The 12,433-nt window shown below is 68.2% G+C and carries 9 protein-coding genes; 2 read left to right on the forward strand and 7 right to left on the reverse strand.

Going from position 1 to position 12,433, the window contains the following annotated elements; genetic code table 11:
- Positions 1-12: 12 nt before the first annotated feature.
- Together ABJF88_10895 and ABJF88_10900 are read right to left on the reverse strand one after the other, a co-directional pair.
- The gene (locus ABJF88_10895) at positions 13-192 is read right to left on the reverse strand and encodes a hypothetical protein (GenBank protein MEP0547429.1); all 180 of its coding nucleotides are present in this window, start codon (positions 190-192) and stop codon (positions 13-15) included.
- Between the two features lie 88 nt (positions 193-280).
- The gene (locus ABJF88_10900; protein ID MEP0547430.1) at positions 281-2,296 is read right to left on the reverse strand and encodes a nidogen-like domain-containing protein; all 2,016 of its coding nucleotides are present in this window, start codon (positions 2,294-2,296) and stop codon (positions 281-283) included.
- Between the two features lie 426 nt (positions 2,297-2,722).
- Between ABJF88_10900 and ABJF88_10905 the strand changes: the two genes are divergently transcribed.
- Positions 2,723-3,673 carry an alpha/beta fold hydrolase gene (locus tag ABJF88_10905; GenBank protein MEP0547431.1) on the forward strand — a complete coding sequence of 317 codons (951 nt, stop codon included), beginning with the start codon at positions 2,723-2,725 and terminating at the stop codon, positions 3,671-3,673.
- Positions 3,674-3,682: 9 nt separating this feature from the next.
- On the opposite strand, the gene ABJF88_10910 is transcribed toward ABJF88_10905, so the two are convergent.
- The 5 genes from ABJF88_10910 to ABJF88_10930 form a co-directional block, all read right to left on the reverse strand.
- Positions 3,683-5,197, reverse strand: a complete 1,515-nt coding sequence (locus ABJF88_10910) for a T9SS type A sorting domain-containing protein (protein MEP0547432.1) — start codon at positions 5,195-5,197, stop codon at positions 3,683-3,685.
- Positions 5,198-5,317: 120 nt separating this feature from the next.
- Positions 5,318-6,028: an ABC transporter ATP-binding protein gene (locus ABJF88_10915; protein ID MEP0547433.1), complete on the reverse strand. Its 711-nt coding sequence runs from the start codon at positions 6,026-6,028 to the stop codon at positions 5,318-5,320.
- Positions 6,029-6,080: 52 nt separating this feature from the next.
- Complete coding sequence (locus ABJF88_10920; protein ID MEP0547434.1) at positions 6,081-8,456, reverse strand: ABC transporter permease; 2,376 nt, start codon at positions 8,454-8,456, stop codon at positions 6,081-6,083.
- Between the two features lie 33 nt (positions 8,457-8,489).
- The gene (locus ABJF88_10925) at positions 8,490-8,768 is read right to left on the reverse strand and encodes a hypothetical protein (protein ID MEP0547435.1); all 279 of its coding nucleotides are present in this window, start codon (positions 8,766-8,768) and stop codon (positions 8,490-8,492) included.
- Positions 8,769-8,803: 35 nt separating this feature from the next.
- On the reverse strand, positions 8,804-11,182 hold the full coding sequence (locus ABJF88_10930; GenBank protein ID MEP0547436.1) for an ABC transporter permease: 2,379 nt from the start codon (positions 11,180-11,182) through the stop codon (positions 8,804-8,806).
- A 341-nt stretch (positions 11,183-11,523) separates the two neighbouring features.
- Here ABJF88_10930 and ABJF88_10935 point away from each other — a divergent pair, with 341 nt between their 5' ends.
- Complete coding sequence (locus ABJF88_10935) at positions 11,524-12,399, forward strand: hypothetical protein (GenBank protein ID MEP0547437.1); 876 nt, start codon at positions 11,524-11,526, stop codon at positions 12,397-12,399.
- Positions 12,400-12,433: the final 34 nt, after the last annotated feature.

A 12,433-nucleotide genomic window follows, 5' to 3' on the forward strand; every position in this document is an offset into this window, starting at 1 on the left:
CGAGCGTGCAGCTTAGGAGGGATCGTCGCTCGGATCGCCGCCCATCTGGAAGATGACCGCGTCCTGCGTTCCCGTCATCCCCGGGCCCCGCGTCACTGAGGCGAGCGCGCCGAGCCGCTCGAGTGACGGCGGCGCGAACGGTTTGCGGAGGGGAGCGGGGGAGGCCTGCGGGGTCTGCGTGTGGTCGTTCATAGGAGTGCTCTGTCGAGTGTCGGAAAAGGAAAGTAGGGGAGAGGTGCCGCGCCCGGGCCCCGGAGGGCGGCCCGGGCGCGGCCCTCGGTTAGCGGACGACGGTCACGCGCTGCGTCGCCACGGCCGAGTCCGCCGCGAGCCGGACGAGGTACGTCCCCGGCGCCAGCGACGCCGCGTCGAGCGACACCTCGTAGCGCCCCGCCTCGACGGCCTCGTCGAGAAGCGTCGCCACGGCGCGGCCGAGCACGTCGTAGACGACGACACGGACCGAAGCGGCTTCGGGCACGTCGACGGTGAGCGAGCCGCGCTCCGTCATCGGGTTGGGGTACGCCGCCGAGAGGCCGAACGCCGTCGGGAGTGCCGCGCCCTCCACCGCCGTCGCGCCGCGCTCGGCCGTGAACATGGCCTCCGTGAGGTCAGCGTGGGTGATCGCCACGGGGCCGTCGCCGTCGCCGCGGGCAAGCGCGGCGCACTGGCTCTGGGCGAAGGGGTGGTATCGCATCGGGGAGAAGTCATCGCACTGCGCTTGGAAGATCGCCTCGTTGCGGTGGAAGAACCCGTAGATGACATCGTTCCCGAGGTAGACGAGCGAGGCGATGATGTTGGGCTGGATGGCCGGAATCGACGTTCCCGTCATGACCGCGTCGCGGTCGAGGATGGCGAGGCCGCCGAAGACGCTGCGGATCTGCCCAAAGTCCGAGTAGACGGTCTCCTCGCCCGAGGCTAGGTCTCCAAAGAGATCGAAGGAGACGTAGACGTTCTGGTAGGTTGCGGCGAGCGAGCACCCGGAGGCGTCGAGGTCGATGGAGCCGAGGCCGGTGTTGCGGATGGCGATGGCGTTGCCGTCGCCGGCAGCAGCGACGTCCGAGAGGATGAGATCCTCGCACGTGGCTTCGGGCTCGTCACCTTCCACGATGATATCGACCTCCACGGTCGTCGACCGTTGGGGCATTCCATCGTCAGTGGCTTCCACGTCGATGGTGTACATACCCCCCGCGGCGATGGAGCCGGAGCAGGTGACGGTGGTCACGCCGCCGGCCGGGCCGAACGTCGTTTCGCATTCGACATCGCCCGCATCCGAGGTCGTAACCGAAGCGATGGTCTGATCGACTTCCGGCGGGATGAACTGGACCGTGAAGTTGATCGGGTCGCCCGCAGCTACCATGATGGGCGAGTCGGGCTCGGAGAGGACGACCGGCGGGATGTTGCTGGACCCTTCGCCCCCCGTGTCGAAGCAGACCTGGCCGTTGTCGAGGAAGTCGACGCCGTCGTTGTTACCGCCGGGGCCGTCGTACGCCGTACCGTCCTCGTTGAAGCGGCCGTACTGGAAGAAGTCAACGCCGTTTCCACGGTTCGCGCCGACGGTAGCGGGGCTACCGCCCAAGCCACCGGAACCGCCCGATGCGCCGCCGGTGGTCCAGTCCATGTTGCCGTAGCTGAAGCAGACGTTGTTGCCACCGGGGAGCGTCGGGCCGTCGGCGATGACGACCTGGAAGGTGTTGCGCAGGTCGTTGGTGGGAGCGAAGTACGACACGTTCTCCCAGTGGGCTACGAAGACGGTTTGCCCATCGAGCGTCGTCTGCTTATAAGCGACTTCCCCGCCGTTCCTCGTATCCACATCACCCCAGAATGGAGCGACCATGACGAGCCCGGCGAGCGGGAACCCGGACGGGGTGAACCCGCCGAAGCAAGTGTCGAACGTGACGTTGCCGTTGTTGTTGAGACAGACGTTGTTGTAGGTGCTCCCGTAGAGTTCGAAGGTGAACGGGAGGGGGAAGAACCCGGTCGAGCCGTCGTCGTTGGCCGGGAAGAGGGTCCAGGACCCATCGTTCATGTACGGAACGAGGAGGCCGCCGCCATGCGCGGCCACATCGTCCGATGCGTCACGAGCGGACGGTGCGGCGGGGGCCTGCAGGCTGGAGGTCTCGGCGGTCCGAGACTGGCTCAGCTTCCAGATCTCGTAGCCCTCCGGATCCGTATTCGGATCGGGCGCCTGCTGGGCCTGCGCTGGGAGCGCGAGGAACACGCTCGCGAGGAGCGCGAGCATGGTGAGGAGCAGGGGGAGCCGAAAGAGCTGCCCACCTAGACTGTGACGTTGGTTCATAGCGAATACCCTCGTTAGAGGTCAGGGTGAAAGAGTCTGGAAGAGATCGTCCGCGTGGTGGGTGGCGCGGAGCGCACGCTCTCTGAAGTCCGGGTGAGTCAGGGACAGCCATATCGGCGACTGCACCATCGTCTGGGGAGGTGGGATGCTTGGTGAAGATCGATTACATCCACCTAGTTATTTATCACGCGCCTGCTCACATGGTCAAGAGAGTCGGGGCATAGAGATAGGGTAGTTGTGGCGCGTACACTATGCGCCATCCGTACGCTCCCTCATCTCCCGTAGAGATAACAACCAGCCTTCGTTATGCCGGCACGTGGTCGTGGGCGTTCAGTCGTCGATCTAATAACGAAAACATTACGCTCTGGGGATCATAGGCGAAGTCCCTCACCCATCACGTCCCAACACCGCCCATCGCGTTCTGCCATGCCCCTGCTCGCCTCCGCATACTCGGCGCCCCTCGGTTTCTCCAACCCGCACCTTCAGACCGTCTTCGCCGGCCGCCTCCGCCGCGTCGACGGGCCGGGCTACGAGCGCGAGCGGATCGCCACGCCCGACGGTGACTTCCTCGACCTCGACTGGACGCGCGTCGGGGCGGACCGCCTCGTCGTGATCTCGCACGGGCTCGAGGGCAGTGCTGACCGGGCCTACGTCCGGGGCATGGCGCGGGCGCTGAACCGCCACGGGTGGGACGCGCTCGCGTGGAACCTCCGCGGGTGCAGCGGCGAGCCGAACCGCCAGCTCCGCCTCTACCACAGCGGGGCCACCGACGACCTCGACGCCGTCATGCAGCACGCGCTTCAGCGCTACGACGAGGTCGCGCTCGTCGGCTTCTCGCTCGGCGGCAACCTCACGCTGAAGTACCTCGGCGAGCAGGGCGAGGCCGCGCCCGTCGCCCGCGCCGTCGCGTTCTCCGTGCCCGTCGATCTCGCGGCCTCGTCGGTGGCGCTGGGGCGGTGGGCGAACGGGCTCTACATGCGCTACTTCCTCCGCAGCCTGAGCGGGAAGGTCCGCGCGAAGGCCGAGCAGTTCCCCGACGCGGTCAGCACCGACGGGCTCGGCGGCATCCGCGACTTCCGCGGCTTCGACGACCGCTACACCGCGCCGCTGCACGGTTTCGACGACGCGGCCGACTACTGGCACCGGAGTTCGAGCCAGCACTTCCTCGACGCCATCCGCGTCCCGACGCTCCTCGTCAACGCCGCCGACGATCCGTTCCTCGCGCCGTCGTGCTACCCCACGGAGGCGGCCCGGCAGAGCGAGCACCTTACGCTGGAGGTGCCCACGCACGGCGGCCACGTCGGCTTCGTGCGCTTCGGCGCGGACGGAGAATACTGGTCCGAGCAGCGCGCCGCCGAGTTCCTCGACGCGGCGTGAGCCTCGGCGTTATCGGATGACGAGCACCTTACGCGTGGCCGTGCGCTCGCCGTCGGTGAGGCGAACGAAGTAGACCCCGGCGGGCAGGCCGCGCGTGGCCCACGTGACGGAGCCGGAGCCGGCCGGCCGGCGGCCCGCGTCCAGCACGGCGACCTCGCGCCCGAGCACATCGAACGCCGTGAGGGCCACGTCCCCGGCGTCGTCAAGCGTGTACGGAATCGTGGCGATCGAGCGGACAGGGTTCGGGAACGGCACGCCGAGGCCGAACGCGTCGGGCGCGGTGTCGTCCTCGGCCGCCGTCGTCGTGAGGGCGAAGACGAAGGCGGCGCCGGTGTCCTCGGCGTCGCCGTCGGCGTCGGGGCTGCCGACGACGGTGAGGCCGTCGCGGAGGGCGACGTCGTTGCCGAAGAGCGCGGTCTCCTCCAGCCCGGCGACGCTCAGCCGGTTCTCCGGGGCCCAGACGCCGTTCTCACGGTCGAACGTGTAGACGGCCCCGGCCGCCACGTCCGTGCCGTCGAGCGGGGCGCCCACCGCCGCGCGGTCGCCCTCCACGCTGACCGACGTGCCGAACTGCGCGTTGTCCTGCGGGGCGACGGAGATGAGCCGGAAGGCCTGCACCCACGGGGTCGCGCCTGCCCCCGTGCGCTCGAAGACGTACGCTGCGCCCTGCTCGTTGGGCGTCGAGAGCGGGGCGCCGACGAAGATCGCCGTCCCGTCCGTGGCGACGTCGAAGCCGAAGCGGTCGTTGGGCTCGACGGCGTCGGGCGAGAGCTTCTGGACTTGCTGCCACGTGCCGTCCCCGTCGCGCTCGAAGACGTACGCCGCGCCGGGGCTGTCGGGCACGATCTCGTTGAAGAGGCCGACGACGAGCACGTCGCCGCGGAGCGCAACGGAGAAGCCGAAGCGCTCGCCGGGGCCGGCGTCGGCGGCGGTGAGCTGCTGGGCGAAGCTCCACGCGCCGGAGGCGTCGCGCGTGTAGAGGAAGACGGCCCCCGCCTCGTCCCCAGCGGCGTCGTTTGCGAAGGCTCCGACGGCGGCGGTGGCGTCGCTGATCGCGACGGCTGCGCCGAACTGCTCTTCGAGCGCCGGCGTCGGCGCCTTCAGCTTGGCGACGTCGAGCCAGTCGCCCATCGCATCGTCCCGGCGGAAGACGTAGGCCGCGCCGCTGTTGATCTCCCCCTCGCTCTCATACGGCGCCCCGATGAGGACCTCGGTCCCATCGAAGTCGGTGGCGGCACCGAAGGCGGGGTCGAACTCGCCGCCCGTTTCGAGGCTGCTCGGGACGAGCTGCTCGTCGAGCGTCCACGTGTCCGCGCCGGCCTCGCGGACGAAGACGAACGCCCGCCCAATCGCCCCGGCCTCGCCGGGCTCGCCGACGACGATGTAGTCGCCGCTGAGCGCGACGGCGCTGCCGAACTGGCTGCCGGGCGTGGGGTTCGGGTCGGTCAGCGTCTGGAGGAGGGCGGGCTGGCCGAGCGCGGGCGCGGCGGCGAACAGGACGAGGAGCGCGAGGAGGCGGGACATGGTCGCGACGGTCTGGCGAGAAGGGAGAGGGGACGCGCGAGAGGTGCGGGAGATGCGCGCCCGCCTCTAACCGCCCCGAAAGCCGCTTCGTTCCGCCCGTTCGTCCTCACGCGCGCGTGCTCACCCCGCGCTGCCCGCCGAGTCGACGGGAGTCTCGATGAGCCGGTCGGCGTCCACCCACCCGTCGTGGAGCTCGATCAGGCGGCTGCCGTAAGCCGTCCACCGCTCGGAGTGGGTGACCTGGATCACCGTCACGCCGTCGTCCTCATTGAGGATGCGGAACGCCTCCATCACCTCCTCGCCCTGCGAGCTGTGGAGGTTGCCCGTCGGCTCGTCGGCGAGGATGAGCCGGGGCCGGATGATGAGCGCGCGGGCGACGCCGACGAGCTGCTGTTGCCCGCCCGAGAGCTGGTGCGGGAAGAGGTCGCGCTTAGCGACGATGCCGAAGCGGTCGAGCATCTCGGCCACGCGGGCCTGCCGCTCGGCCTTGGGCACCTTCGTGTAGAGCAGCGGCGTCTCGAGGTTCTCGTACACCGTCAGCTCGTCGATGAGGTGGTAGGCCTGGAACACGAACCCGATGTGCTCGCGGTGGAGCGCCGTCCGCTGCCGCTCGCTGAGCTGGTGGACGGGCTCGCCCTCGAAGAGGTACGCGCCCTCGCTCGGCTCCTCCAGCATCCCGATGATGTTCATGAGCGTGGACTTCCCCGCACCGCTCGGGCCCTGGATCGTCACGAACTCGCCCTCGCGCACGGTGAGGTCCACGTTGCGGAGGACGTACGTTTTCTGGAGGCCTTGCTTAAAAAACTTGCTGATGCCGCGGAGCTCGATCATGGGAGTTGGAGTTTGGACTTCTGATTTCGGATAGGGGAGCGATCATGCCGTGCTACTGATCCCGCAGCACGTCCGCTGGCTTCACCTTCACGAGCCGGTGAGTCTGCATCGAAAGCATCATCGTCGCCAGGAGGAAAACGAGGACGTTGGAGAGGACGAAGGGCGCAGCGCCGAGTGATATCTCCACCGGCGCGAGGAACAGCACCGTGCGGAGGCCCAGGTAACACAGGGGCGTGGCGATCAGCGTAGCGAGGCCTAACATGACCAGGAACTCGCGGTTGACCAGCAAGACGATCTGCCCCGCTGGGGCACCCAGCGCCTTGCGCACGCCGACCTCCTTGATTCGGCCCGCGGCGCGTTGCGAGGCGATGCCGAACAACCCCATGCAGGAGATGAGGAGGGCGAAGAGCGCGAGGTACGCGATCAGGACAGAGAGGCCCTTCAAGGACTGGGGCGTGAAGACCTCGGCCTGAGCGAAGGCGTCGAACGGGGTGCCCGGGAACGCGCGCTCCCACCGATCGCGGAGGGTGGCGGCCACCGGGTCCGTGGCCCCGGTCTCGACCCGGATCACCATGAATCGGTGCTGCGAGACGTCGGCCAGCCCCATCACGACCGGGACGGCCGTGCCCATCAGCGGGGCCAGCAAGAAGTCGTCTACGACGCCGACCACCGCGAAGGCTGAGCCGCCGATCCGCACGGACTCCCCGACGGGGTCGGCCCACCCCTGCTCCGCGGCGAAGGTCTGGTTGACCACGACCGACCGCGCGCTGTCTGCCCCGAACATAGAGCCGAACGCCCGCCCGGCCGCCACACCGAGGCCCACGGTCGCCAGGTAGTCGGGTCCGACTCCGAAGTGGACCACCTCCCGGTCGGCGTCCGCCACCTGGACGGTGAGGCGTCGGCGCGTGGCACCGATGTGATGGGCGGCCCCCGCGACCTGACGCACCTGGCTCATCGCGGAGGCCTCGCGGCGGAGCCAGGCGTGCTGCTCCGGGCTCTGGGTCGGGACCACGAGAAGGGAGGATGGGTCGTAGCCCCAGTCACCGCCGAGGAGCTTGTCGTCGAGCGAGGCCGTGAACACGGCGAGGCAGATCGTGATGAACGCCAGCACGAACTGCACGGTCGTCAGGGTGCGGGTGAGGCCCTTCTTCTCCGCCAGCTTCAGCTTCCCGCGCAGGACCTCGATGGGCTGGAAGGCGGAGATGTAAAAGGCGGGATAGGCCCCGGACACCAGGCCGATGAAGGCGAGCAGCCCGACCAGGAACACCCAGAACCCGGGGGCACCCAGGAGGTCGAGGGGGATCGGCCGGGCGAGCCGCGCATTCATGAACGGGAGGGTCACGGTCCAGGCCAGCAGGATCCCGCCCAGCAAGGCCAGCAGGCAGAGCACCACGTTCTCCGTGAGGAACTGCGTGATGAGTTGCCTCCGCTCCGCGCCCAGCGTCTTGCGGATCCCGATCTCTTTGAGGCGGCGTGCGGCGGTCCCCAGCGAGATGGTGACGTAGTTGAAACACGCGACGAGCAGCATCAGCACGGCGATCACGCCTAGCATCAGCGACTCCCACACCAGCGGTTCCTGCATGGCCCGGGCCTCGATGGTCCAGGCTGTCAGCCAGTCCGGGTGCCGGACGCTGTCGAGGAAGAACGACGTTGCCTGCCGGACCTCACCGGCGGCGTTTTGGACAGGCACGTAGCGGTCGAGTTGCGCTGCGACGGAGCGGGCATCGTCCGGTTGCCGAAGCAGAAGGAAGGTCGCCTCCGTGAAAGCCGCCCAGTCCCCTGAGTCGGCGAGGCCGAGCGCACGTTGCTTCTCGTAGCCTACCAAGAGATCGAAACGGAAGCTGGCGTTGCGTGGGAAGGGGGCCGCGACGCCCGCCACGGTTAGCGTCTCGGCCGTGCCGTCTCCGCCGGTCGTCTCCCCGAACCGAACGTCGAGCGTCTGGCCCACCACATCGTACCTGCCGAAATACTTCATCGCCATCTCCGCGCTCAGGATCACGGCGTCGGGATCGGCTAGGGCCGCCCCGCGCCCGTGAAGCAAGGGGAAGGTGAGCACCTCGAAGAACCCCACGTCGGCGAAAGACACCGTCTCGTGAAAGGCGTCACCGTCGGTCCGCACCATCGCCGGGTGGTGGGCGACGCGGACGGCGCGCTCGACCTGGGGAATGTCGGCGACGAGGGCCGGGCCGAGGGGGGCGGGAGCGGTACCCCAGCGTTGCGGTCCGGCGTCGCGGTCCACCGTGTGCCCGACGAGGAAGAGGCGCTCGCCGTTCGCGTGGAAGTCGTCGTTGACGTTGATCACACGCACGATGAGGAACAGCGTGATCGCGCACGCCACGGCGGCTGACAGGCCGACGAGGTTGATCAGTGAAGCCACCTTGTTCTTCTGCACGTTGCGGAAGCCCAACAGCAGGTAGTTCTTGAGCATGAGGGTTGGTCTGTAATCAGGGTTGGTTCGTAATCAGGGTTGGGCGGGCGTCGGCGCTTCGCGCTGCGTGCGGAGCCGGAACATCACAGGCACGCGGTCGGCCGTCGGCGTGCCGATCTGGACGAGCAGCCACTCGTCGCCGTGGGCGGCGATGAACGCGCGGAGCGCGTCGACCCGCGAGTCCATCTCTTCGGGCCACTCCAGCGTCTCGACGCGGTACTGCAAGCGCTGCTTCTCCCCGTCGATCATCACGTCGAGGTCGATGGTCTGGGTTTGGTCGATCGGGGGGATCGGGACGCAGATCTGGCTCATGGGAAGGCCGAGGTTAGGAGGCAGAGGGCACGGAGCTATTCGTAGCGGAGCGCTTTGACGGGGTCGGTCGTCGCCGCGCGGAGGGCCTGGTAGCTCACGGTGAGGAGCGCCACGGCGAGGGCGAGGCCGCCGGCGAAGAGGAAGACGCCGGGCCCGAGCGCGATGCGGTAGGCGAAGTCGGCCAGCCAGTCCCGCATCACGAAATACGCCAGCGGCGCCGCGATCACGAACGCTACACCGACGAGCGCGAGGAACTCCTTCGACAGCAGCGCCACGAGGCCGGGCACGCTCGCGCCGAGCACCTTCCGCACGCCGATCTCCTTCCGCCGCTGCTCGGCCGTGAACGTCGCGAGCCCGAAGAGTCCGAGGCAGGCGATGACGATCGCGAGGACGGTGAAGCCGCGCGAGAGGCGCGCGAAGTTGGCCTCTTCCTGATACTGCCGCGCGAACTCCTGGTCGAGGAAGCTGTACTCGAACGGGTAATCCGGGTTGACCGCGCGCCACGCGACTTCGACGGCAGCGAGCGTCCCGGTCACGTCGGCGGGGCGGAGCTTGACGGCGAGCAGCGGGTTCTGCGCCGGCTGGTAGAGCATCATCAGCGGCTCCACCTGGTGCCGCACCGAGGCGTAGTGGAAGTCCTTGACCACGCCGACGACGGTCCGCTCGGTCTCGCCGAACGTAAGGTGCTTGCCGACGGCGTCCGTCCACCCGAACGCCCGCACGGCCGCTTCGTTGAGGAGCACGGCCTCCGTCGTGTCGGTGCCGAAGGCGGGGGAGAAGTTGCGCCCGGCGGCGAGTTCCATGCCCATCGTCGGGAGGAACTGGTCGTCGATGCCGAGGGCGCTGATGATCCAGACGTCCTCCTCGCTCGCACCCTCGGGGAGCACGCCGCGCCGGCCGAGCTGGCGGCCCGGCATCGACGTCGCGCCCGCGATTCCGGCGACGGAGGGCGCGCGGCGGAGCGCTGCTTCGAGCGCGTCGGCGTTGCGCTGGAGCTGAGCGTCGCCGAGTTCGAGCACGAGGACCTGGTCGCGCTGGTAGCCCATGTTCTTGTCCATGATGAACCCGAGCTGCTCTGACACCACGAGCGCCCCGACGATCATCACGACCGACGCGGCGAACTGCGTCACGACGAGCGCGCGCCGCAGCAGCCCGCCCCGCGCGCTCCCGCCGAACGACCCCTTGAGGACGGCCGCCGGCTGGAACTGCGAGAGGACGAACGCGGGGTACGCCCCGGCGAGGAGCGCGACGAACAGCATCACGCCAACCAGCAGCAGCGCGAACGTCGGGTCGGCGAGCACGCCGAGCGCGAGCTGCTTGCCGAGCGCCGCGTTGACGACGGGCAGCGAGGCCGCGACGAGGCCGAGCGCGACAGCGAACGCGAGCACGCACAGCAGCAGCGACTCGCCGAGGTGCTGCCACACGAGCTGCGAGCGGTTCGCCCCCATCGACTTGCGCAGCCCGACCTCGCGCGCCCGCTCCGCCGACCGCGCCGTCGCGAGGTTCATGAAGTTGAAGCACGCGATGAGGAGCACGAACACGGCCACGGCCGAGAGCCCGACGACGTAGCCCTGATCGCTCTTGCCCGTGCTCTCGTCGAAGAGGATGTCGGACGAGCGGAGGTGGACGTCGGCGAGCGGCTGGAGCGTCACCGAGAAGTTATCGCCGACCTCGTTCCGGCGGATGATCTCCTCCATTCGAGGGAGCACAGACGCCGCCGCGGCCGGGTCGCGGAGGACGACGTAGGTCGTCAGGCTGATGCTGTTCCACGAGTCGAGGAACTGCCGGAAGCCGTCCTCGTCGGGCCCCGGCACGAGCGACTGGAGGAGGTCGAACTGGAGGCTCGACGCGACGGGTGGATCGGCGGCGACGCCCGTCACCCGCACGTCCGTGTCGTGGTTGAGCGTGATCGTCTGCCCGAGCGCCTCGTCGTCGCCGAAGAGGCGTCGGGCCGTGGACTCGGTGAGGACGACGGTGTTCGGCTCGGCGAGGGCCGTCGCCGCGTCGCCCGCGCGGAGCGGGAAGTCAAAGACGACGAAGAACGACGGCTCGGCGAGGACCGTCGCCTCAGCGTAGAGGTCCGTGTCCCCGACGGTCATCAGCTGCCGCCCGACGCCGTTGAGCCGGACCGATTCCTCGACCTCGGGCAGTTCCGCCTCCATCGTCGGGCCGAGTGCCGGGAGCGTGATGCCGACGCGCGTGCTCGTGACGCCGAGCGCCTCGTCGATCGTCAGCACGCGGAAGATCCGGTCCGCCTTCGCGTGGCCCCGGTCGAAGGCGAGGTCCTGGCGGACGCTCAAGAAGATGAGCAGGGCACACGCCATCCCGATGGCGAGGCCGGCGATGTTGATGAACGAGAAAGCCTTCCGCTTGGCGAGGTTGCGGAGGGCGATTTTGAGGTAGTTCGTCAGCATCGGCGGTAGCGGCGAAGGGGCTGGACTCCCCATTACAAGCGATATGCCAGCCGCGTCACCCGGCCTAAACGCGAGCACGACGCGGGTGCGGCGGCGGCCGGTGTGCGCCAGCGCCCACCCGCTGTGCGCCAGCGCGCAACGCGTGCCGACCGGCGCGGGAGGCGCCACGCGGACGGTGCGACGGTTCGATGAACGGCGGGGGAGTCGGAATGGGATGAATAGGTTGCGGGTTGCTAGTATTTGATTCCTTTGGTTTAAAGCAAGCGCGCTAACCCGCTGCCGACTACCTTGAAAGCGGCTTCGGCCCGACCTGCTCCGATCACCTCAACCCCCGTTGCGCTATGCGATACGTTTCTCTCCTGCTCCTCGCAGGCTTCCTCTCCCCCGTGATCTCCCCCGCTGCCGCGCAAGACGGTCCCGTGTTCTACATGACCCAGCACAAAATCCATCAGGCTCGGGTGGACAGCCTCACCGCGCTCACGGAGAAGTACGACATCCCGTGGCACAACTTCGTCGCAGACAACGTGGAGGGCTACGAGCGGTGGCACATGCGCCACGACACCGGCAACGAGTACAACTTCATGACCGTGACGATGTACCCCGACTGGGATATGGTCCGCGGCGATGAGATTCCGTTCGACGACTTCGGTCCGGGGTTCGCCGCTTCGATGGGCATGACCGTGGAGGAAATGGAGGCCGAGGACGGCATGGTCAATACGGCGTTCGAATGGGCCTATGACGGCTCCGAACACATAGACCAGATCTGGCGACCCATCGCGCGGGCTATCCGGAGTGGGAACGAAGACGGCGACATGAAGCCGGACATGGTGGCGTACATGACGCAGTTCAAGATCAAGCCTTCGCGCATGGATAGCCTCGTCGCCCTCATCCAGACCTACGACGTCCCGTGGCACACCTTCGTCGCGGAGAACGTCGAGGGGTACGAGCGCTTCTGGATGCGCCACGACACCGGCAACGAGTACAACTTCATGGTGGTCACGAACTATCCGAACTGGGACATGATGGACAGCGTCCCGTACGACGAGCTCTTCCCGAAATTCGCCGCCTCGCAAGGCATGACGATGGAGGAGGCCGAGGGGATGGGCGTAGAGGAGAAGTTCAACTGGGCTTACGAAGGGGCCGAGCACATGGACCAGATCTGGCGGCCCATCGTGGCGGCGGACATGGGCATGGAGAAGATGGACGAGATGGAGTAGAACGGGCGTCTCTCGCCGTTCGCTGAACGCCACG

The organism is Rhodothermales bacterium (assembly GCA_039944855.1).
GTDB lineage: Bacteria > Bacteroidota > Rhodothermia > Rhodothermales > JANQRZ01 > JBBSMX01.

What these genes read in the sequence shown, in the direction of transcription:
- ABJF88_10895 (MEP0547429.1), bottom strand. Translation starts at nt 192, where the DNA reads ATGAACGACCACACGCAGACCCCGCAGGCCTCCCCCGCTCCCCTCCGC.
- ABJF88_10900 (MEP0547430.1), bottom strand. Translation starts at nt 2,296, where the DNA reads ATGAACCAACGTCACAGTCTAGGTGGGCAGCTCTTTCGGCTCCCCCTG.
- ABJF88_10905 (MEP0547431.1), top strand. Translation starts at nt 2,723, where the DNA reads ATGCCCCTGCTCGCCTCCGCATACTCGGCGCCCCTCGGTTTCTCCAAC.
- ABJF88_10910 (MEP0547432.1), bottom strand. Translation starts at nt 5,197, where the DNA reads ATGTCCCGCCTCCTCGCGCTCCTCGTCCTGTTCGCCGCCGCGCCCGCG.
- ABJF88_10915 (MEP0547433.1), bottom strand. Translation starts at nt 6,028, where the DNA reads ATGATCGAGCTCCGCGGCATCAGCAAGTTTTTTAAGCAAGGCCTCCAG.
- ABJF88_10920 (MEP0547434.1), bottom strand. Translation starts at nt 8,456, where the DNA reads ATGCTCAAGAACTACCTGCTGTTGGGCTTCCGCAACGTGCAGAAGAAC.
- ABJF88_10925 (MEP0547435.1), bottom strand. Translation starts at nt 8,768, where the DNA reads ATGAGCCAGATCTGCGTCCCGATCCCCCCGATCGACCAAACCCAGACC.
- ABJF88_10930 (MEP0547436.1), bottom strand. Translation starts at nt 11,182, where the DNA reads ATGCTGACGAACTACCTCAAAATCGCCCTCCGCAACCTCGCCAAGCGG.
- ABJF88_10935 (MEP0547437.1), top strand. Translation starts at nt 11,524, where the DNA reads ATGCGATACGTTTCTCTCCTGCTCCTCGCAGGCTTCCTCTCCCCCGTG.